This window comes from Canibacter zhoujuaniae, assembly GCF_011752005.1.
GTDB classification, from domain to species: Bacteria; Actinomycetota; Actinomycetes; order Actinomycetales; family Microbacteriaceae; genus Canibacter; species Canibacter zhoujuaniae.
The window spans coordinates 311,141-331,554 of sequence record NZ_JAAIJZ010000001.1; the positions used below are offsets into that span (position 1 = coordinate 311,141).

The 20,414-nt window shown below is 54.8% G+C and carries 18 protein-coding genes and 1 tRNA gene; 11 read left to right on the plus strand and 8 right to left on the minus strand.

The genetic code is table 11. The features are described 5' to 3' along the window. Window positions 1-5 precede the first annotated feature (5 nt). Both HCR00_RS01455 and HCR00_RS01460 read right to left on the minus strand, forming a co-directional pair. Complete coding sequence (locus HCR00_RS01455) at window positions 6-1,235, minus strand: MFS transporter (protein WP_167142140.1); 1,230 nt, start codon at window positions 1,233-1,235, stop codon at window positions 6-8. Continuing rightward, the gene (locus HCR00_RS01460; RefSeq protein WP_243854491.1) at window positions 1,228-2,103 is read right to left on the minus strand and encodes an SGNH/GDSL hydrolase family protein; all 876 of its coding nucleotides are present in this window, start codon (window positions 2,101-2,103) and stop codon (window positions 1,228-1,230) included. Before HCR00_RS01460 ends, HCR00_RS01455 begins: the two co-directional genes overlap by 8 nt. A 69-nt stretch (window positions 2,104-2,172) precedes the next feature. Between HCR00_RS01460 and HCR00_RS01465 the strand changes: the two genes are divergently transcribed. From HCR00_RS01465 to dinB, 6 genes are read left to right on the plus strand one after another with little or no spacing between them, the layout of a single operon-like run. Next, window positions 2,173-3,978 (plus strand): DEAD/DEAH box helicase, encoded by a 1,806-nt coding sequence (locus HCR00_RS01465; RefSeq protein ID WP_166984850.1) that lies wholly within the window; start codon window positions 2,173-2,175, stop codon window positions 3,976-3,978. Window positions 3,979-3,997: 19 nt separating this feature from the next. Continuing rightward, a complete protein-coding gene (ligA, locus tag HCR00_RS01470; protein WP_167142143.1) occupies window positions 3,998-6,334 on the plus strand; it encodes an NAD-dependent DNA ligase LigA in 2,337 nt (778 codons plus the stop codon). 44 nt (window positions 6,335-6,378) lie between these two features. Beyond that, window positions 6,379-6,687 (plus strand): Asp-tRNA(Asn)/Glu-tRNA(Gln) amidotransferase subunit GatC, encoded by a 309-nt coding sequence (gatC, locus tag HCR00_RS01475; protein WP_166984846.1) that lies wholly within the window; start codon window positions 6,379-6,381, stop codon window positions 6,685-6,687. Continuing rightward, the gene (gatA, locus tag HCR00_RS01480) at window positions 6,687-8,207 is read left to right on the plus strand and encodes an Asp-tRNA(Asn)/Glu-tRNA(Gln) amidotransferase subunit GatA (protein ID WP_166984844.1); all 1,521 of its coding nucleotides are present in this window, start codon (window positions 6,687-6,689) and stop codon (window positions 8,205-8,207) included. The genes gatC and gatA overlap by 1 nt, the downstream gene beginning before the upstream one ends. A 2-nt stretch (window positions 8,208-8,209) precedes the next feature. After that, window positions 8,210-9,706 carry an Asp-tRNA(Asn)/Glu-tRNA(Gln) amidotransferase subunit GatB gene (gatB, locus tag HCR00_RS01485; RefSeq protein ID WP_166984842.1) on the plus strand — a complete coding sequence of 499 codons (1,497 nt, stop codon included), beginning with the start codon at window positions 8,210-8,212 and terminating at the stop codon, window positions 9,704-9,706. A gap of 28 nt (window positions 9,707-9,734) precedes the next feature. Then, on the plus strand, window positions 9,735-10,991 hold the full coding sequence (gene dinB, locus HCR00_RS01490; protein ID WP_167142146.1) for a DNA polymerase IV: 1,257 nt from the start codon (window positions 9,735-9,737) through the stop codon (window positions 10,989-10,991). On the opposite strand, the gene HCR00_RS01495 is transcribed toward dinB, so the two are convergent. The 6 genes from HCR00_RS01495 to HCR00_RS01520 all read right to left on the minus strand — a co-directional run bounded on the left by HCR00_RS01495 (window position 10,935) and on the right by HCR00_RS01520 (window position 15,180). Next, window positions 10,935-11,678: a DUF2017 family protein gene (locus HCR00_RS01495; protein WP_243854530.1), complete on the minus strand. Its 744-nt coding sequence runs from the start codon at window positions 11,676-11,678 to the stop codon at window positions 10,935-10,937. The two genes, dinB and HCR00_RS01495, sit on opposite strands and share 57 nt — an antisense overlap. A gap of 5 nt (window positions 11,679-11,683) precedes the next feature. Next, window positions 11,684-11,932 (minus strand): ATP-dependent Clp protease adaptor ClpS, encoded by a 249-nt coding sequence (locus HCR00_RS01500; protein ID WP_167142152.1) that lies wholly within the window; start codon window positions 11,930-11,932, stop codon window positions 11,684-11,686. Beyond that, window positions 11,929-12,600 carry a DedA family protein gene (locus HCR00_RS01505; protein ID WP_243854492.1) on the minus strand — a complete coding sequence of 224 codons (672 nt, stop codon included), beginning with the start codon at window positions 12,598-12,600 and terminating at the stop codon, window positions 11,929-11,931. The genes HCR00_RS01500 and HCR00_RS01505 overlap by 4 nt, the downstream gene beginning before the upstream one ends. Further along, on the minus strand, window positions 12,601-13,725 hold the full coding sequence (locus tag HCR00_RS01510) for a 3-isopropylmalate dehydrogenase (protein ID WP_166984834.1): 1,125 nt from the start codon (window positions 13,723-13,725) through the stop codon (window positions 12,601-12,603). Between the two features lie 39 nt (window positions 13,726-13,764). Further along, window positions 13,765-15,024, minus strand: coding sequence for an MFS transporter (locus HCR00_RS01515; RefSeq protein ID WP_167142155.1), 1,260 nt, complete (start codon window positions 15,022-15,024; stop codon window positions 13,765-13,767). Between the two features lie 69 nt (window positions 15,025-15,093). Continuing rightward, a tRNA-Leu gene (locus HCR00_RS01520) sits at window positions 15,094-15,180 on the minus strand. A gap of 111 nt (window positions 15,181-15,291) precedes the next feature. Here HCR00_RS01520 and HCR00_RS01525 point away from each other — a divergent pair. From HCR00_RS01525 to HCR00_RS01545, 5 genes are read left to right on the plus strand one after another with little or no spacing between them, the layout of a single operon-like run. After that, window positions 15,292-16,578: a M20/M25/M40 family metallo-hydrolase gene (locus HCR00_RS01525; protein ID WP_167142158.1), complete on the plus strand. Its 1,287-nt coding sequence runs from the start codon at window positions 15,292-15,294 to the stop codon at window positions 16,576-16,578. A 10-nt stretch (window positions 16,579-16,588) separates the two neighbouring features. Further along, complete coding sequence (locus HCR00_RS01530) at window positions 16,589-17,428, plus strand: undecaprenyl-diphosphate phosphatase (RefSeq protein WP_167142161.1); 840 nt, start codon at window positions 16,589-16,591, stop codon at window positions 17,426-17,428. Window positions 17,429-17,434: 6 nt separating this feature from the next. Next, window positions 17,435-18,697 (plus strand): cysteine--1-D-myo-inosityl 2-amino-2-deoxy-alpha-D-glucopyranoside ligase, encoded by a 1,263-nt coding sequence (mshC, locus tag HCR00_RS01535; RefSeq protein ID WP_167142164.1) that lies wholly within the window; start codon window positions 17,435-17,437, stop codon window positions 18,695-18,697. Continuing rightward, window positions 18,698-19,414, plus strand: a complete 717-nt coding sequence (locus tag HCR00_RS01540) for an HAD family hydrolase (protein ID WP_166984824.1) — start codon at window positions 18,698-18,700, stop codon at window positions 19,412-19,414. A gap of 3 nt (window positions 19,415-19,417) precedes the next feature. Next, a complete protein-coding gene (locus tag HCR00_RS01545; protein ID WP_166984822.1) occupies window positions 19,418-20,404 on the plus strand; it encodes a tRNA (adenine-N1)-methyltransferase in 987 nt (328 codons plus the stop codon). The last annotated feature ends 10 nt before the right edge of the window (window positions 20,405-20,414 follow it).

The following is a 20,414-nucleotide window of genomic DNA, read 5'->3' on the forward strand; positions in this document are numbered from 1 at the left end:
AAGAATCAGCTTTGATTCAGAGTTTGAATAGGTGCTGTTGCAACACCTAAGTGACGCTGCACACGCTGCGCTAACAGCAGCGCCAATAACCCTAAAGCGGTAAACCCAATCGCTAAGAATGCGGGTGAGTTAAAGCCGAACCCGAGGCCGACCATGAGACCGCCGCCGGCGGCACCGAGAGCGTTCGCTGCGTTGAATGCTGAATGCATCAGAGAGCTGCCGATCACCGGTGATTCAGGAGTTATATCCATCATCCATACTGCAACCATCGGGCTGCAGGCGCCGCTAGAAAACGCCATCACGAAAACACCTGCGCCCAAGATGAGTGGATTGTGTGCGCCAAAAGCAACAATCGCGCAGCCGGTGAGGAAAGCAAGCAGTGCAATGCGCATCCAGAAGCGTTTATTGATATCGGCTAACCTGCCGCCGGTCAGGCTGCCGAGTGTTTGACCGAGGCCGACCAATACGAGGGTTGCCGAAACTAAGTGCGCGTCAAGCTGCGCGACATCTGTTACCAGCGGTGAAATATATGAGTACACCGCAAAAAACCCGGCGGTGCCCAACATCGCTGCGATAAAAGCAAGCCACAAAAGCGGTTTTGTAAGCACCCGGAATTGCGATGTGAGCGGCGCATGTGCCGGAGTTTCCTGCGCTGGCACAGTAACGGCGATAGCAATCACCGCGAGCAGAAAAACACCGGCTATTACGCCGAGCGCGATGCGCCAGCCGAAGGTTTGGCCAACAAGAGTTAGCACCGGCACCCCAGCGAGGGAGGCGAGCGGGAGCCCGAGCATGACGTAGCTGACGGCTCTGCCACGCTGGCCCGGCCCCATCATACGTGCTGCAACCAGCGGCGCAAGACCGAAATAGGAGCCGTGCGGTAAACCGGCGATAAAACGCATAACGACAGCGAGCGCAAAGTTATTAGTGAGCACGGTAGCAAGTGTGGTGAGCACGAAGCTAGCCATAAAAATAAGCAGCACACGTTTTGGGTTAAAACGACCGGCCAGAATGGTGACAACCGGCGCTCCGATAATTACACCCATTGCGTATGCGCTAATAAACCAGCTGGAATTACCGAGCGCGAGATCGCGATTTGTGATGTATTGCGTCTCTAAAAGATCACTCGCGATCTCAGGCAGGATGCCCATCGGCAGAAATTCCGCAGCGCCTATACCAAAACTGCCTATCGCAAGCGCGATGATAGCGAGTAAAACTGTTTTCCTGTTATTCAACTGGACCAGGCTCCGGTCGCTTTGGCTCCACGTTATCGCCTGAGGAAACTCGGCGAATACGACGGATCACCCACGGCAGCAAATACTCGCGCGCCCATACGGCGTCTTCTTTTCGCGCCTCCCGCCAGGTGCGCACGGGAGCGGGTTCGGGTTTGCGTGCTTCAAGCGAGTGGGGCACGTTAAGGCTGTCAAGGATGCAGATAGCTACGGCATGGTGACCGAGCGGGTTGAGGTGCAGACGGTCTTCTGCCCAGTAGCGCGAGTCGGTAAGTTCGGTGCGCGCCCACAGGTTCACTATTATTGCGTCGTAGCGTTCAGCGACGGTGCGCTGATGCATAGAATACAGTGCGGCACGACTGTAGATAGCTTTAAAAACGCCCTCACTGCTGTCAAATGCGCTAAACAGAACAACAGTCGCTCCGGCTTCGGTGAAACGTTTAACGATGCTCTCTTGCTTTGCGATTATTTCGATAATGTTTGCTTTCGGCCGCAAAACATCATTACCGCCGGCAGAAATGAAAACAAGATCAGGCTTTAAAGCAAGTGCTTTATCAACCTGTTCAGCGATGACCTGATCAATCACTTTGCCGCGCACTGCGAGGTTGGCGTATGCCAGATCAGGATTGTGCTTTGCGAGGACGGTTGCGACGCGATCTGCCCAGCCGCGCAAACCACCCGGGGCGGTGTCGTCAGGATCACCCACACCCTCGGCAAATGAATCTCCGATAACCACCATACGGTTCCAGGGGAGACGCAGACCTTCGTTAACCGCAGCTTTTTCTCTGGCGCGCAAAGCTGCTGCGTCCAGTTCTTCCTGATTCGGGATCCGCACCGAATCGGTCGCTGACTGTGTTTTATTATTCGACAAAGCGTCCTCCCAAAAGCACTTAAGATCTGCTTGTGCAGTTTTATTGCTCCCCGATTATTCTAGAGGGGTATGTCTGATCCAATCGACCGCCTGCATCTGCCTGGAACCAGCGCCGCAGAGCACCTTTCACCCTCTTATCCGGAGCGTGCCGCTTGGGGTACGGCGGGAACTCTTAGAGCCTGGCAGGAAGAAGCAATCAGCAAGTATCTAGCTTCTGAACCGCGTGACTTCCTCGTATCGGCGACCCCCGGCGCCGGTAAAACTACTTTTGCGCTGCGGCTGGCTGCGATCCTACGTGCGAAAAATACAGTTAATCAGGTTATCGTGGTTGCCCCCACAGAGCATCTAAAAGTGCAGTGGGCTGATGCGGCTGCCCGGGCCGGCATTAAACTAAACCCGCACTACTCCAATGGTGATGGCTTAAATTACGGAAGCGGCTATCACGGCATTGTTGTGACCTACGCGCAGGTTGCAATGAAGCCAATCCAGCATCAGATCATCTGTGAAGCCGCCGAGACTCTTGTCATTATGGATGAGGTGCATCACGGCGGTGATTCCCTGAGCTGGGGGGAGGGCATCATAACCGCCTACGCCGCAGCAAAACGGCGACTGGCGCTGACGGGCACTCCGTTTAGATCCGATGACGCACAAATACCGTTCCTGCGTTATGCGCGCATGCCCGACGGCACAAAAGTATCTGACACAGATTATGACTACGGCTACGGCCGAGCTCTGAACGACGGGGTTGTGCGCCCGGTAATTTTCATGATCTACGCCGGAAAAATGAAGTGGCAGTCAAGCGCTGGCGAGGTGATGGAAGCACGGTTAGGTGAGGGGAACCCTAAAGACATTACAAAACAGGCCTGGCGCACCGCACTAGATCCATACGGGGATTGGATGTTAAGCGTGCTTCGAGCAGCCGATAAGCGTCTTTCCGAAGTGCGACACCATGTTGAAGACGCCGGGGGGCTTGTAATAGCTGCGGATCACGCAACCGCAAAAGCATACGCCAAACTGTTGGCGGAGATAACCGGGGAAAAGCCGGCGCTAATTCTGTCTGACGACGCGGGAGCATCGCAGCGGATCGCAGATTTTGCAAAAGCCAACACACGGTGGATGGTCGCAGTGCGGATGGTGTCAGAGGGGGTGGATGTGCCGCGGCTAGCGGTCGGTGTCTATGCAACAAATTCTGCTACGCCACTGTTTTTTGCGCAGGCAATTGGGCGTTTTGTGCGCAGTCGGCGCCGGGGTGAAGTGGCAACTGTGTTTTTGCCAAACGTGCCAGATTTAATGCTGCTTGCAAGTCAATTAGAAAAAGAACGCAATCATGTGCTTGATCTAGCCAAAGGGGCTGAGGAGCTGCTTGATGCGGAACAGGTTTTGATAGATGAAGCCAACCGTGAAGAGCAGGCCAGCGCAGCGCTAACAGGCGAGTTTGTGTATAAAGCCTTAGGATCAGACGCGAACTTTGATATGGCGGTCTTTGACGGTCAAGAGTTCGGCGGGTATGCGACAGTCGGCAGTGAGGAAGAGCTGGACTTCCTCGGCCTGCCAGGTATTTTGGAGCCGACTGAGGTGCGCGCGCTATTGCTGCAACGACAGGCGAGACAAGCGCGCCGATCCGCAAGTAAACAGGGAATTAGCGAATTTGCGCCGGAGCGAGCTGAAGCCCCGGAGGCAATTCACAGAACAATTACTGAGCAGCGGAAACTTTTGCACCAGTTAGTCGGGTTGTATGCGCGCAGAACCGGTGATCCGCACGGCGCAGTGCACGCCTGGCTCAGGCGGGTGTGCGGTGGCCCGCAGGTGTCTAAAGCCTCTGTGTCACAGCTGCAGGATCGTATAAATATGCTGCGCCAGCGTTTAGAGGGGTAATCCCGGGTAGGATTTTGATGTGGTCGAAAATCAGGAGTTTGCAGCGGCAAAAGCGCGTGTTGAGGAGCTAACAAAACTGCTTGATGCGGCACGCAAGGCATACTACGCGGACGGCTCATCGCAGTTGTCTGACGCAGAATATGATGCACAGCTTGCCCAATTACGCGACCTTGAAAACACATGGCCTGTGTTGAAAAGTCAGGACAGCCCGACAGAAACAGTTGGTGCGAGCCCCGCAGGCAGCGGCTTCGCAACACACAAACACGCTGAACGCATGTACAGCCTCGACAATGTTTTTAGCATCGCAGAGTTTGAAAACTGGGCGCAAAAAACGAGTGCTGCCGCTGGGGAGCCGATTGCCTGGTTGAGCGAATTAAAAATTGACGGTCTCGCTATCAGCCTCACCTACCGAAACGGGGTCTTTGAAACAGCAGCATCTCGCGGAGACGGCACCGTTGGCGAAGACATTACCGAGAATGCGCGATACATTTCTGCGATCCCGCAAAAACTTACCGGTGACAGTATCCCGGATTTTTTTGAAGTGCGTGGCGAGGTTTTCTTCACCACAGCAGATTTTAAGCACATTAACGAAAGACAGGAAGAGCTGCAAAAGGCCTATGAAGAAGAGTGGCAGCTTAAGCGAAAGCCGGGAGCAAAAATCCCGAAGGCACCACGCTTTCCACAGTTTGCTAATGCGCGCAACACCGCTGCCGGAACGCTGAGACAGTTAACGACTAACAAAAATGCAACAGAGCTTGCCCTAATGCGTGAGCGGCTTGCATCGCTCAGCATCTACGTGCACGGCATTGGAGCGTGGGAGGGTGAGGTCACCGAGCAGAGTCAGGTATATGAGCTGCTGCACGCATGGGGCTTCCCGGTATCGCCGCACAACCGTGTTTTTGAAAGCATCGCTGAGGTGTCAGAGTTTATTATCCAGACCGGGGAAAATCGACACGCTATTGAGCATGAAATCGACGGTGTAGTCGTTAAAGTAAATGATTTTGCTGTGCAGCGCCGTCTGGGACAGACCAGCAGAGCGCCGCGCTGGGCGATTGCATACAAGTATCCGCCGGAAGAAGTGCACACGAAACTGCTCGATATTCGAGTCGGTGTTGGGCGCACCGGTCGCGTCACCCCGTATGCTGTGTTAGACCCTGTCGAGGTGGCTGGCTCCAGAGTTTCGAGGGCAACACTGCACAATCAAGACGTGGTAAAAGCGAAAGATCTGCTGCTTGGAGACACCGTAGTGTTGCGGAAAGCCGGTGATGTGATCCCTGAAATTCTGGGGCCGGTCTATAGCTCTCGCACAGGGAACGAGCGTGAGTGGCAGATGCCGCAGCAGTGCCCAGAGTGTGACACCCCGCTGACGCAGATGAAAGCCGGTGATGTTGATCTACGGTGCCCGAACGACGAAACCTGCCCGGCGCAGTTGGCCGGTCGTATTGAGTACATCGGCAGCCGCAAAATTTTAGATATTGATGCGCTCGGTGAGGCAGCCGCTCAGGCGCTGACGCGGCCGCTCAACGGGAAACCTCCGCTCACCTCAGGAAAGCGCCTCTTTAGTTTGACCACGGCTGAGCTCTTACCGCTTGAGGTCGGTGTTGTAGACGCTGACACCGGTGCCCCGGTAGTGGATGAAGAAACCGGTGAGCAGCTAGTGCGCAGGCCGTTTGCGAGAATTGCCGGTAGCGGTGAAGAGCCCGAAATTAGCATCACTGCAGCAGGGACTACTTTCGTTCCTAACAAGACAGCCGAGAAATTAATAAAGGGGCTTGCAGCTGCAAAAACGCAGGAATTGTGGCGCTTATTGGCAGCGCTCGGAATCCGGCATGTTGGGCCGGTGACAGCGCGGCATATTAGCGACTATTTTGGTTCGTTTGCAGCGATTTTTTCGGCCACTGCTGCAGAACTGACAGCGGTGGATGGTGTCGCGGCTGAAACTGCGCAGACAATTATTAACTGGTGGGCGGTCGACTGGCATCGCGAGATAGTGACCGCTTGGGAGGCTGCCGGAGTGCAAACAGCAATCGCTGATCATCCGGGGCCTGGCACGCAGACGAAATTAACTGGTGTGCTGGCAGGGCTGACCGTTGTTGCAACTGGGACGCTGACCGGCTACACAAGAGATACCGCACAGGAGGCAATCATTGCAGCCGGCGGGAAGGCCGGCTCCAGTGTCTCAAAAAAGACCGACTTTGTTGCTGCCGGCCCTGGGGCGGGCTCGAAGCTTGCGAAAGCGGAGGAGCTTGGTATTCCCGTGCTTAACGCTGAACAGTTTCACACTCTCGTAACAGAAGGTCCTGCGGCACTCCAGCTGACTGTCGAAGAACTCAGAGACAGCGACGTTAGACTTTAAGTGTTATTTTTCAGAATATAAATCTCAAATAGACAGTGAGAAATATGGCAAACGATCCGGGCATTACCCGCGAAACCGTAGAGCACCTTGCGAGCCTTTCGCGAATTACGCTCACCGATGATGAAACCGAGATGTTCACCGCACAGCTTGGTCAGATCCTTGGCGCAATCGCCAAGGTTAGTGAGGTTGCTGGCGAGGATGTGCCAGCAACAAGCCACCCGGTACCACTGGTAAATGTGATGCGGGAAGACGAAGTGCGTGACGTGCTAACCCAAGAGCAGGCGCTGAAAAACGCGCCAGAATCGGCCGAGGGCAAGTTCCAAGTAACTGCGATTTTGGGGGAGGAACAGTAATGAGTTTAATAACCAACACCGCAGCTGAGCTTGCCGCAAAACTCGCAGCTAAAGAGGTTAGTGCCGTTGAGGTAACCCAGGCGCATTTGGATCAAATCACAGCAAGTGACGACACTTACAATGCGTTTCTTGCGCACAATGATTTAGCACTTCAGGTTGCTGCAGACATCGACAAGCAGCGCCTTAGTGGTGAAAACGTGCCCGCGCTTGCCGGTGTGCCGCTCGCGGTTAAAGACGTGCTGGTCACAACAGATATGCCATCAACCTCAGGCTCGAAAATTCTTGAAGGCTATATGTCGCCATTTGATGCGACTGTGGTTGCCAAGTCACGCACTGCCGGGCTGGTGCCGCTTGGAAAGACCAATATGGATGAGTTTGCGATGGGTTCGGCCAACGAAAACTCAGCCTACGGCCCAGTAAAAAACCCTTGGAACATCGATAAAGTTCCGGGCGGCTCTGGTGGTGGCTCAGCCGCTGCTGTTGCCGCATTCCAGGCACCGCTCGCGCTCGGCAGTGACACAGGTGGATCAATTCGCCAGCCAGCCGCACTCACCGGAACTGTCGGCGTAAAACCGACCTACGGTGCTGTGAGCCGGTACGGCGCAATCGCTATGGCCTCATCACTCGACCAGATTGGTCCGTGTGCTCGCACCGTTGCTGACGCCGCTCTTCTGCACGACGTAATCGCAGGTTACGACTGGCACGATTCAACCTCACTCAAGCACGACTGGCCGCTGATGGCTGACGCTGCTCGTGCCGGCGCAGACCCCACGAGCTTAAAGGGCGTGCGAATTGGCGTTGTGAAAGAACTGCTCAGCGACGCAACACAAGAGGGTGTGCGGCAGCAGTTTGAAGCATCTCTCGCACTCGCTGCAGCTGAGGGGGCAGAAATCATTGAGATTAGTGCGCCACACCTTGAATACGCTGTGGCGGCCTACTATCTGATCATGCCAGCTGAGGTCTCAAGCAATCTCGCTCGCTATGACTCAGTTCGTTTTGGTCTGCGTGTGACCCCTGAAAACGGTGGCACTGTCGAAGACGTTATGGGAGCAACCCGTGCTGCAGGTTTTGGCACAGAGGTAAAGCGCCGCATTATTCTCGGCACCTACGCTCTGTCGGCTGGTTACTACGATGCCTACTACGGCTCAGCTCAAAAGGTGCGCACCCTTGTGCAGCGTGATTTTGAAGCGGCTTTTGAAAAGGTTGATGTGCTCGCCTCGCCAACCTCTAACACCACCGCTTGGAATCTTGGCGATCGCGTTTCAGATCCGATGCTTAATTACCTTAACGATGCAACCACTATTCCAGCGAACCTTGCCGGCCTTGCGGGCATCAGCCTACCTGTTGGTCTCGCGGCGGAAGACGGTCTGCCGGTTGGCCTGCAGCTAATGGCGCCGCAATACGGCGATGATCGCCTGTACCGTGTGGGAGCTGCAATCGAATCGCTCATAACCGAACGTGATGGAAAGCCGTTTTGGCAGCACAATCCGGTGTTTGAGACCGCAAAGGCAGGTGCGTAACAGTGGCTAAAACAAAACTGATGGATTTTGATCGAGCACTCGAACTTTTTGAGCCTGTTATCGGTCTTGAGGTGCACGTCGAGCTCAATACGAAAACTAAAATGTTCTCGGCCGCCCCAAACTTTTTCGGTGGCGAACCAAACACCAACGTCACACCTGTTTGTCTCGGGCTTCCCGGAACTCTGCCGGTAGTCAATCAGGAGGCGGTGCGCTACTCAATCAGTCTCGGCCTCGCACTCGGGTGCGAGATCGCAGAGCACTCCGGTTTTGCGCGCAAAAATTACTTCTACCCGGATATGGCGAAGAACTATCAGATCTCGCAGTATGATGATCCGATCGCACACGACGGTTCGCTCGAGATTGAACTGGCAAATGGACGCGTAGTGCATGTGCCAATCGAGCGCGCTCACATGGAAGAAGACGCCGGTAAATTAACACACGGCGGAGACAGCGGGCGCATTCAGGGTGCCACCCACTCGGGGGTTGACTACAACCGTGGTGGTGTGCCGCTGGTAGAGATTGTGACCCGGCCAATTTTCGGCGGGGAAAAAGATACCCCTGAAATCGCTGCCGAGTATGTTGCAACCATTCGCGAAATAGTAAAAGCGCTCGGCATCTCCGACGCGCGTATGGAACGCGGCAATATTCGGTGCGATGCCAATGTTTCACTGCGGCCGCGCGGCACCGAGCAGCTCGGAACCCGCACCGAAACAAAAAACGTTAACTCACTACGCTCTATCGAACGCGCAGTGCGTTTCGAGATTCAGCGTCAGGCACAGATCCTGTCTGAGGGCGGATCGATAGTTCAAGAGACGCGCCACTGGCACGAAGACACAGGTGAGACCTCACCCGGTCGCCCGAAGAGCGATGCTGATGATTATCGCTACTTCCCAGAGCCGGATCTTGCGCCGCTTGCCCCCAGCCGGGAACTGGTTGCAGAACTCAAAGCTGCGCTGCCGGAACATCCAACCCTGCGTCGTCGTCGGCTGAAGCAAGAGTGGTCGTTCAGCCCGCTAGAGTTCCGTGACGTTCTAAACTCTGGGCTGCTTGACACTATTGAAGACGCTGTTGCAGCGGGTGTTCCCGCACAGACCGCACGAAAGTGGTATACCGGCGAAATTGCACGCATTGCAAACGAGCGCAACGCCGTTCCGGGCGAGCTCATTTCAGCCGCACAGCTCGGCGATGTTGTGCAGTTGGTTGATGCTGGCACCCTCAACGACAAACTTGCGCGCCAGGTTATTGCCGCGATTATCGACGGTGAGGGCAGCGCCGCAGAAATCGTGCAACAACGCAACCTGGCTATTGTCTCTGATGATGGCGCACTAATTAAGGCTGTTGATGAGGCGCTTGCAGCGCAACCGGATGTGCTCCAGAAGATCCGTGACGGTAAAGTGCAAGCGGCCGGCGCAATTATCGGTGCTGTTATGAAGGCTATGCGTGGCCAGGCCGACGCTGCCCGCGTGCGTGAGCTTGTGCTTGAACGCGCCGCCGGTTAAACGCAGCACCAGTAGTTTCGCTAGAGCGATGACAGGATCGACGCCGGCAAAGTCAAAACAGGCCGATAAGGCGTCGATCCTGCACATCGATATGGACGCCTTTTTCGTATCCGTCGAATTGCTTTCCCGCCCAGACCTGCGAAGCAAACCGGTTGCAGTTGCAACAGACACCGCTCGTTCGGTGATCTCAACGGCAAACTACACTGCCCGTAAATACGGGGTTGGCTCAGCAATGTCAGTAGCTGTTGCAAAACAGCGCTGCCCTAATTTAATATTCATACCGCCAGATATGAAGAAGTATCGCGACTTCAGCCGCAGAGTTTTTCATATTTTTGAACGCTACACACCTTTGGTTGAGCCTTTAAGCGTAGATGAGGCGTTTTTGGATGTATCCGGGGCGCAGAAACTGTTTGGCACCCCGCGCGAGGTCGCACAAAAAATCCTTGCTGATATATACCGGGAGACAGGATTAACCGCCTCTGTTGGAATCGCCGCAACTAAATTTGTTGCGAAGATAGCTTCCGGCATTAATAAGCCAAACGGAATAACCGAAGTGCCCGCTGACCGCACCCTTGAGTTTCTGCATCCGCTGCCCGTCTCCAAAATCTGGGGAGTGGGTGAAGTTACCCGTAAAAAGCTGGCCGATCGTGCGATCCACACTGTGGGTGAGCTGGCGGTGGCCGATCCAAAAAGCCTTGCAAACCTCATAGGGAAGGCGCAAGCGCAGCATCTTTTGAATCTTGCTAACGGTATTGATTTGCGTGCCGTGCAAACCGAACGGGTAGAGAAATCCGTCTCTGCCGAGCAAACTTTCGAGCGCGATTTAACGGATACGCGTGAGGTGGAGCGAGCCCTTATTGCGCTTTCCGCCAAGGTGGGCCGCCGTGCCCGCAGACAGGGCGTGACGGGCACCACAATCACGGTGAAACTACGCTGGAGTGATTTCAGCACATACTCGAAGTCGCATTCAATAAAAACCCCTATTAACAGCGGTATGTTAATCGCCCAAGAGGCGAAGCAGCTCGCGCATTCGATTATAGAAACACAGGAGCGGGCTGGTCGCAGCCTAGCGCTCAGGCTTCTCGGGGTGCGTCTGAGCAGTTTAACACCGGCGCATACAGCGCAACCCGCGCTCTTTGAGAGCGAGCAGGATCGGTGGCAGAAACTGGATGAAACAGTTGATGAACTGCACGAAAAGTTTGCGCATCTTGGTGTGCAATCAGCGCGGTTACTCAGTGTGCCGCCGCGCTCGGGTGCGCAGCACATTCGAAAGACTGTTGATTAAATCAACCAGCCAGAGGAAAACAATTACCGTATCTCCAACCTCTTGATTAGTTGCCTGTTCGCGAAGTTCTAGCATTTCTTCTGGTGTTGTGACATCAAGTCGCGCGGCCAGGGTTAGCGTGAGGGCGGTGAGCACCCGCGACCACTGGAGCAGCTCTGCATCCGTGAGGGCGATCTGCACCGCACCCACAGCGCACCATTCCTCGAAGTTGCCTAGCTCATCTCTTAGATCCGGCGGCATATTGACCAGATCTAAAAGCGCAGGATCGACTCGCACGGTCGGTTTTTCAAAGTCGCTGCTGCACTGGAGTTCAAGAGTGTCAGCACTGATAGTGGGGAAGCGATCTGCAAGCGCACTGTCGCTGAGCTGTGCAGCGGTTAGTTGCTGCTGCACCTCGTGTGACACTTGCGCCAACTGAGTTACAAGGCTGCGCTCTGTCTGCTGGCGAAAGCTAGTGGCTAAAGCAGCATCGGAGGTGCTGACATCAGGAAATAGTCGGAGCAGGGCGGGATCCTCCGGCGGTTCCTCATTGCCTCCGAGAGCGTATTTTGCAAAAAATGGATCCGGGTCGCTGGGGGAATTTAAGTAGTGGTTGAGCAGCAGCTCAAGCTGCGTGGTCAAGCTCGTTAGTGCCTCAACCTCCTGCGGTGTAAAGCCCAAAAGCACATGCCTGGTGCCACGATACATGCGCACTATGGGAGCTCCTGGAGTGTTGCGATGATGCCGTAACCGTGCAATCTCTCTGCAAGCAGCCACGCCTGCTCTTTATCGCCGGTATACAATTCACAGCTTCCGAAATTGTGAGCTTCATTAACGAAACCTGTTATCTCTTTCCGGGTAAACTCCGTTAGCTCTAGCAGCACAGAGAACACATAGCCGTAAACGAGCACAGGACAGTTGTGCATCACAACCTGCCACTGCTTTCCGGCTGCGCCACTCATGCTCTGCGAGCCCTAAACTTTTGCACCAACCAGATGATGAACAGCACCACAAGAACTGCTATAACCAGGTATTTAAAGCGATCCACCCAGATAATAACCGTTTCCCACTGATTGCCCAGCCAGAAGCCAGCGAGAATCCAAATAGTGTTCCAAAGGAGTGAACCGAGCAGTGTGAGCAGCGTAAATTTCATCAGGTGCATTCGCTCGATACCTGCTGGAATAGAAATCAGACTGCGAAACAGGGGCACCATGCGCCCAAAGAAAACAGCTTTATAACCGTGGCGGTTAAACCAGGCCACTGTTTTCTCGACGTCGTTACCGCTGACTAAGGGCAGTTTTTCAAAAATTGCGACGGTGCGATTATGGCCAATAACAGCGCCTATCCAATAGAGGGCTAAAGCACCTATAACCGATCCCGCGGTAGCCCAAATAATTGCTTCTAGGGGAGTGAACAGGGCACCAGGCTGGCTGGCAGTAAAACCGGCGAGAGGGAGCAGCACCTCACTTGGGATGGGGGGAAATAAATTTTCGAGCGCGATACCGATTCCCACTCCGGGGGCACCTATGAGATTCATAAGGTTTACAACCCAGTCAACAATCGGCTGCAACCAGCCGCCCTCGCTGTGCTGGGCAGCTAGCACTAGGAAATGCATAGTGACCTGCGACACTTAAACACCCACACGAATTTCAGCGAGCGTCTGCACGAGCTGATTATCCAGTTCCAGTTCGGCGTATGATCCGTCCGCAATTTTTGTGGCGATACGCTCTCCAATTTCAGAAGTGGTAAGACCCATCTCTTTGCCAGCTAACGCCGGTAGCTTAGCGATTACAGCGGCGGTTGCTCGCTCAATTGCGGCCGCGGCAGCCCCCTCACCAAGATGCCCGAGCATTAGTGCGAGCGCGAGGATCGCAGCCGACGGGTTAGCCAACTGCTGCCCTGCAATATCCGGTGCAGAACCGTGAATCGCCTCAAACATGCTTGGCGCGCTGCCGTCGAGGTTCAGGTTGGCGCTTGTCGCAACACCGAGACCGCCCTGCACAACCGCACCAAGATCGGTAATGATGTCGCCGAACAGGTTGTCTGTTACAACCACATCAAAACGTTCCGGTGTCAGGGGCAGGTGGAAGCACATCGCATCAACATGCACGTAATCTACTGCAACCTCAGGAAACTCTTGGGCGACTTCATCTACCACCCGCTGCCAGAGCTTGCCTGCTGTCACAAGCACATTAGTTTTGTGACATAGGGTTAGTTTTTTACGCCGCTTGTTGGCCAGTTTGAACGCGTACTCAACCACTCTGCGTGTGCCTGCGTAGGTATTGAGCGACTCTTGCATTGCGGTTTCTTGCTTAGTGCCAGTGTGCACTGAAGAGCCCGCCGCGACGTAGGATCCTTCTGTGTTCTCGCGGACGATCACCAGCTCGCAGCGCTCCGGGTTAAGGTCAGCAATCGGGGTTGGCACGCCGGGGTAGAGGCGGATCGGGCGCACATTCGCCGCCTGATCAAAACGCTGGCGCATTTCGAGAATAATTCCGCGCTCTAGAATTCCGGGAGCTACCCTCGGGTCTCCCATCGCTCCGAAAAATATTGCGTCATAGCCGCGTAGTTCGTCTTCAAATTCATGAAAGAGTCTGCCGGTATTTAGATACTCTGTTGCGCCGATGTCATAGTGCTGTCGTGCTGTTTTAAATCCAAACTCTTTTTCAGCAGCATCTAGCACCGTAAGCGCTGCGCTAACAACTTCTGGGCCGATGCCGTCGCCCGGTAACAGAGCGATTTTATGCTCTCTCATGATTTCGCTTTCTAATCACTATCACTGACTTTTTAAATTTTACGCTTGTGCCCCAATGCCTTTGCGAGCGACAAAGAGAATGAACAGCAGATGACACGCTGCAATAATTAAGAAAACTAGCATTACGGCCGAGTAGCCGGTGACTGTCACGAGCCATCCCGCTAGCAACCCAGCCACAGCCCCTCCAAAAGTGAGCGCTGCGTCGCCCTTTGCTTGCAGCTGTGGGTTTTTTCCGAGATTGTTTGCGGCAAGGGTGGAGGCGCTGCCAGAGATTAGGCCGAAATTCCACCCAACGCCGAGAAGTGTGAGCGCGATCAGCAGCAGATATACGGAATCGCCCGGTGTAAAGAAAATGATGATGCAGCTTATAAGCGAAACACTCGCTGCAGCAAACGCGATTTTCTGCGCCCCAAATGTGTCTACCCAGTGGCCCGTGACTAAAGAAGTTAGGTACATTGCGGCGATGTGCAGGCTGATCAGAATCTGCACCGCTTCCGGATGCATTCCCGCCTCTGCCATATGAGAGGGTGTTACCGCCATAACCCCTGACAGCACAAACATAACTGCAAACATTGTTGTGCCGCCAAACAGCGCAAGCTTGCGGTCAAAGAGCTGTGATGTTGCAGAGGAACGTTTTGCGCCCGTAAACCTAGCAAGGTTCTGCGCTAAGACGTAAGGATCAGGTCGCATCAGAAGCAGCACAATAATTGCTGCGAAGAGATAGGCTAGCGCGCTTAAAATAAATGGCCCTGCGTAAGAGGGGAGCTCAAGCGACTGGGTCGGCTCAGCTATCAGTTTAGAGAGGCTTGGGGCTGCAACTGCACCGATAGTGCTCGCAAAAAACGCAACTCGTATCGCTTTGCCACGGTTTGTCGGGTGCGCAAGGTCGCTGCCGGCGTACCTGGAATGCAAGCTTGCCGCGAATCCGGAGCCGTAAACGATTAAGCCGATAAAAAGCAGTGGTGTGCTGGCAAATTTGGCGGCGATGAGCACCAGCATTGCGCCAAGCCCGCCGAGCGCGTAACCGAGCCCGAGACTTAGCCTGCGGCCGCGCGCTTTAGCGAGCAGTCCCAGTAAATATGCGACAACTCCCGCACCCAACAGTGACAGCGCCGCGGGGATGCCAGGTGCGCTCTCTGCGCCGAACAGCTCAGTTGAAAGCAGCGAACCGCTCAAAATAGTTGTTGGCAGCCCGACACCGGAGACTAGCTGGCTCACCATGACCACTTTTAAGGTGTTATCTTGTGCAGCAGAGATTTTTTCTTGTGAGAGATGCTCGGGTCTGCGTTGTTTTGCCATCGGCTACTCCTTTAACCGGTGTATGTGCAAAAACCCCTGGCAGTTTTTACCGCCAGGGGTTTTAACTCGTGCGCGAGGGGGGACTTGAACCCCCACGCCCTAAATGCGGGCACTAGCACCTCAAGCTAGCGCGTCTACCTATTCCGCCACCCGCGCGAGTTGGGATGTGTTGAACACAACAGGTTTAAACATAGCATGATTTCTTCATTAGAGCGAAAAAAGTTTGTTTGTCCGGCGCGTCACAGTTTCCCTAGATAGGCTTAAAGAATGAATGAGCAGTATTCAGAGACCGTCAGGCTCGCGCAGCGGTTAATTCAGTTTGACACTTCTAATCGTGGCGGGGGAGACGCCAACCCCGAGCTACCGGCAGCCCAGTTTATTGCCGCATACCTTACTGACCTTGGTTTACAGCCGGAGATTTATGAGGCTGCGCCGGGTCGCGCAAATGTGATAGCTCAGATCCCCGGTGCCAACCCCGAACTGCCTGGGCTTGTTTTGCACGGCCATCTTGATGTTGTGCCCGCGGATCCAGCCAACTGGTCGGTAGATCCTTTCGCCGGTGAAATCCGCGACGGTATGCTCTGGGGGCGTGGCGCCGTCGATATGAAACAAATGGATGCGATGATGCTGACCGCGGTGGCTGAACTTTTGCGGGCTGGCGAAAAACCGCGCCGAAATATTACACTCACGTTCTTCGCTGACGAAGAAAACGGCGGTGTTTTTGGTTCGGAGTTTATGGTGCGCGAACACCCAGAGGTGTTTGCCGGCAACGGCTATGCGATCAGTGAGGTTGGCGGCTACTCGATATATCTTGGAGATAAGCGCGCCTACCTATTGCAAACAGGCGAAAAAGGAAACGCCTGGATCAAGCTGCGCGCACGCGGCGTTGCGCAGCACGGATCGCGTCTGCCGGTCGATAATCCGATCACAAAACTGGCTGCGGCAATCAACCGACTTGCCGAAAAAGAGTGGCCGATCACACTCGGTGAAACCACCTCTAACCTGCTTGCTGAGATCGAAAAGCTAACCGGGCCGGGCTCGCCACAGGAGCTTGTGGCACGCACCGGAGCAGCCGCCACCTTCATTGACGCGACGCTGCAAAACACCTGCAACGTGACTCGCCTCAACGCTGGCTATATGCACAACGTCGTCCCGGATGTTGCCGAGGCAGTGATCGATGTGCGCACGCTACCTGGACAGAAGGAAGCAACTCTGGCAGAGATTCAAGAGATTCTCGGGCCGGATATTGAAATGGATGTGCAGTTTTCCGGCATCGATCTTGAGGTGCCGTTCGCTGGTGAGGCGGTCGACGCTATGATTAGCGCGCTGCAGAAGCACGATCCGGATGCGCTTGTGCTCCCGTATCTACTTAGCGGTGGCACCGACAATAAGGCGCTAGCAGAGCTGGGGATCTCAGGTTACGGGTTCGCGCCGCTCCTGTTGCCACCTGAGCTTGATTTTCCAGCTATGTTCCACGGCGTCGACGAGCGTGTGCCGCTTGCGGCTTTAGACTTTGGTCACCGCGTGTTGGTAGATCTGCTGCGCGAGTTCTAGAGGCTGTTCCATGAGCATATTTGAGTCTATTATTCTCGGTTTGATCCAGGGTTTGACAGAGTTTTTGCCTATCTCCTCAAGCGCACACCTGCGGGTTGCCGGTCAGGTTATGGGTCTTGGCGACACCGGCAGTGCGTTTACCGCAATCACACAGCTTGGAACAGAGCTAGCGGTGATCCTCTTTTTTTGGCGTGACATCAAACAGATCATCGCAGCTTGGTTTGGCTCGCTGACCGGTCGCGTGCCGCGCGGCGACGCAAACGCGAAACTCGGTTGGTGGATCATTTTTGGATCACTTCCCATCGTAATTTGCGGCCTCCTTTTTGAAGAGCAGATCGACACCACGCTTCGGTCGCTCTGGATTGTTGGCGCAAACCTGATTATCTTCGGCATCATTCTCGGAATCGCTGACCGGATCGGGAAAAAACGGCGTGAGCTTCAGGATCTTAGCCCCGCGCACGGTTTAACCTATGGTTTTGCGCAGGCTCTCGCGCTGATCCCCGGTGTCTCACGCTCAGGCGGCACGATCACAGCTGGGCTTTTAATGGGCTACAGTCGGGCTGCTGCTGCCAGATATTCTTTTCTTCTCGCGATCCCTGCAATCGTCGGATCCGGCGGCTATAAGTTAATTAAATCGTTTAGTGAAACTAGCCCGGTGGGAGCGCTTGAAACCTTTATTGCAACAGCTGTTGCTTTTGTTGTGGCCCTCATTATTATTAAGTGGTTTATGCACTTTATTTCGACCCGGTCATTTATGCCATTTGTTATCTATCGAGTAATTCTCGGTGTTGTGCTGTTGATTTTGGTTGCAACAGGGGTGCTTGATCCGGCCGGTGGCACAACTCTCTAGGAAGATATGCGTACTTGGACAGCTCCAGCATTAAGCAAACTGCCCGGTAAGGGTGATCTGCCGCGTCTTTTTAATACCGCTACAGGCCGGTTTGAACATACAACGCTGCCAAACGGCAGAGCAACCCTTTATGTGTGCGGTATCACCCCGTACGATGCCACACACCTTGGTCACGCCTTCACCTACCTAAGCTATGACCTGCTACAGCGCGCGTGGCTCGATGCGGGATACGCTGTCGAGTACGCACAAAACATCACCGACGTTGATGATCCGCTGCTGGAGCGAGCCGCACAAACTCATAAAAACTGGGAAGGGCTCGCAGCAGAACAGATTGGGCTTTTCCGCTCAGATATGTACCAGCTAAAAATGCTGCCACCTCAGCACTACGTTGCAGTTACCGAGGTGGTGCAGCCAATTGCCTACGCTGTTTTAAAACTGCTAAAGCACGGATTCGCGTATGAGGTTGACACCCCAGAAGCTACAGCAAATGATATTTATTTTGACTATAAAGCTGTTACTGAGCAGGGAGTGTGGCAACTTGGCGATATTACGAAGCTGCTTCCTGCTGAGTATTTAACGCTGGCAGCTGAGCGCGGCGGCGATCCAGACCGCGCAGGCAAACGTGATCCGCTCGATCCGCTACTGTGGCGGGCAGCGCGAGAGGGTGAACCTGCTTGGGAGTCACCGGTTGGCTACGGGCGACCCGGCTGGCATGTGGAGTGTGCTGTTATTGCCGCTGAGGCGTTGGGCACTCCGTTCAGCGTGCAGGGCGGGGGAGCGGATCTTCCCTTCCCGCACCATGAGTTTTCAGCGGCTACCGCAGCCGCCCTGTATCGCAATCCGCTTGCGCATCTCTACTCCCACACCGCGCTAGTGAGCTACCAGGGGCATAAAATGAGTAAATCCCGTGGCAACCTGGTGTTTGTTCACAAGCTGTTACAAGCAGGGTATAGCGGCTCAGAGATCCGGCTTGCGCTGGCCGCGCATCACTACCGCACAGAGTGGGAGTGGCAGGACGGTGAAATCGACAGGGCGCGTGCCAGACTAGCGCGCTGGGCAAAGGGATTTGCAACAGAGCGGGCGGATCAAACTTCTGCCGCCGCTGTCTTACTGCAGCTGCGCCAGGCACTTGCCAACGATCTAGACACTCCGGTGATGCTCGCCGTGCTCGATGCGGCTGCGGCTACCGGCGTAGATGATCCGCAGACTGTTGTGGCTGCGGTGCAAAACTTGCTCGGTATTGAAATCAACCTCGCTTCAGGAGAGTGAATGCAGAAAGAAAGAAAACCAGCTGCGCTGCTGTGGGATCTTGACGGGACGATTGTCGACTCCGAGCAGTATTGGGTGCGGGCCGGTCATGAAATAGTTAGTCAGTACGGTGTTGCGCTGTCTGCCGAAGCTAAACAGGGGCTGATCGGTAAAAGTTTGTGGGAATCAGCGCGAGTGCTGCGTGAACACGGGGTGACACTGCCAGCCGCAGATATCGTGCAGGGTAAAGCAAATCGTGTGGTTGAGCTTTATCAGACTGCGGGCGTAATTTGGCGGCCGGGAGCGCGCGAGCTGTTGCTGGCCGCACGTGAAGCCGGGATTCCGAACGTGTTGGTGACTATGGCACTGCGTAATGTTGCAGAGGCTGTTGCGGCCGAACTTCCAGAAGGCACATTTGCGGCTATTTTTGGCGGTGATGATTTCCCTCCGGGTGGCGGAAAACCGCTTCCTGCGCCATACCTTGCTGGTGCAGCTGCGGTGAGCGCTGACCCCGGAGACTGTGTTGTGTTTGAAGATTCTGACACAGGGCTCGCTGCTGCAACCAGCGCCGGATGCGTCACAATTGGCGTCGAACACCTTCTAGACTTAAGCGGCTACCAGTCTCATTTAGTGCTTGATACGCTAGCAGACGTTGATATTGAAACAGTGTCAACATATTTCACAAAACTTCGTCATCTGCCACCAACCCGTGGCGGCCACAGTCTTTCAGAGGTATAAATTATGAGCGCAGTTCGTGGCCCCTTCGTTTTTGGTGACCGAGTGCAGCTCACCGGTCCACGCAATAAGCGATACAGCATTACACTCGTGCCCGAAGGGGAGTTTCACACCCACTGGGGGATGATCCCGCACAAAGATATTGTGGGGCGCGATGATGCGAGTGTTCTGACGATGGAGGGTGGTCAGGAGTTTTTAGCTATTCGCCCGCTGCTGGCCGATTTTGTGATGGCGATGCCGCGCGGTGCCGCAATTGTGTATCCAAAAGACGCCGCACAGATTGTGTCACAGTGCGATATTGCGCCAGGGCTTAATGTTGTTGAAGCCGGGGTCGGTTCTGGTGCTCTAACTCTGCATCTCTTGCGCGCGCTTGCGGGCAGCGGCAGGCTGCACTCAATCGAACGTCGGCAAGAGTTCGCCGACATCGCTGCTGCAAACGTGACAGCATTTTATGGCGGCAAAGCGCCGAATTGGGAGCTATCTGTGGGTGATTTCCAGGATGTTTTGCCTAAGGTCGCAGAGCCGGGATCGATTGATCGTGTGGTTTTGGATATGCTTGCGCCGTGGGAGTGTGTTGACGCTGCTGCAACCGCGCTGGTTGGCGGCGGCGTATTCATCGCATACGTAGCGACTGTGACTCAGTTATCGCGCACAGTAGAGGCGCTGCGCGCAAGCGGCGCCTTCACGCACCCCCAGTCATCTGAGACTCTCGTTCGGACATGGCATGTTGAAGGGCTTGCTGTGCGCCCAGATCACCGTATGGTGGGGCACACAGGTTTTCTTGTGACGGCTAGACGCCTTGCGCCGGGTGCAGTGCTGCCTGAGCTGAAGCGACGTGCATCAAAGTCAGAATTTAGTGATGCTGATGTTGATGCCTGGACACCGGGCATGGTTGGGCAGATGGTGAAGAGCGATAAAGTTTTACGTAAAAAAGCACGTGCCGCCGAACGATTTGCCCAGCAGCGTCAAATAAACCCGGATCCAGAGGTTTGAGGCTAGACTG

Bases quoted from the DNA above. Each gene is read 5' to 3' on its own strand.
- HCR00_RS01465 (WP_166984850.1), top strand. From the start codon at position 2,173: ATGTCTGATCCAATCGACCGCCTGCATCTGCCTGGAACCAGCGCCGCA.
- HCR00_RS01525 (WP_167142158.1), top strand. From the start codon at position 15,292: ATGAATGAGCAGTATTCAGAGACCGTCAGGCTCGCGCAGCGGTTAATT.
- gatC (WP_166984846.1), top strand. From the start codon at position 6,379: ATGGCAAACGATCCGGGCATTACCCGCGAAACCGTAGAGCACCTTGCG.
- mshC (WP_167142164.1), top strand. From the start codon at position 17,435: ATGCGTACTTGGACAGCTCCAGCATTAAGCAAACTGCCCGGTAAGGGT.
- HCR00_RS01530 (WP_167142161.1), top strand. From the start codon at position 16,589: ATGAGCATATTTGAGTCTATTATTCTCGGTTTGATCCAGGGTTTGACA.
- HCR00_RS01500 (WP_167142152.1), bottom strand. From the start codon at position 11,932: ATGAGTGGCGCAGCCGGAAAGCAGTGGCAGGTTGTGATGCACAACTGT.
- HCR00_RS01495 (WP_243854530.1), bottom strand. From the start codon at position 11,678: ATGTATCGTGGCACCAGGCATGTGCTTTTGGGCTTTACACCGCAGGAG.
- HCR00_RS01540 (WP_166984824.1), top strand. From the start codon at position 18,698: ATGCAGAAAGAAAGAAAACCAGCTGCGCTGCTGTGGGATCTTGACGGG.
- gatA (WP_166984844.1), top strand. From the start codon at position 6,687: ATGAGTTTAATAACCAACACCGCAGCTGAGCTTGCCGCAAAACTCGCA.
- HCR00_RS01515 (WP_167142155.1), bottom strand. From the start codon at position 15,024: ATGGCAAAACAACGCAGACCCGAGCATCTCTCACAAGAAAAAATCTCT.
- dinB (WP_167142146.1), top strand. From the start codon at position 9,735: ATGACAGGATCGACGCCGGCAAAGTCAAAACAGGCCGATAAGGCGTCG.
- HCR00_RS01510 (WP_166984834.1), bottom strand. From the start codon at position 13,725: ATGAGAGAGCATAAAATCGCTCTGTTACCGGGCGACGGCATCGGCCCA.
- HCR00_RS01545 (WP_166984822.1), top strand. From the start codon at position 19,418: ATGAGCGCAGTTCGTGGCCCCTTCGTTTTTGGTGACCGAGTGCAGCTC.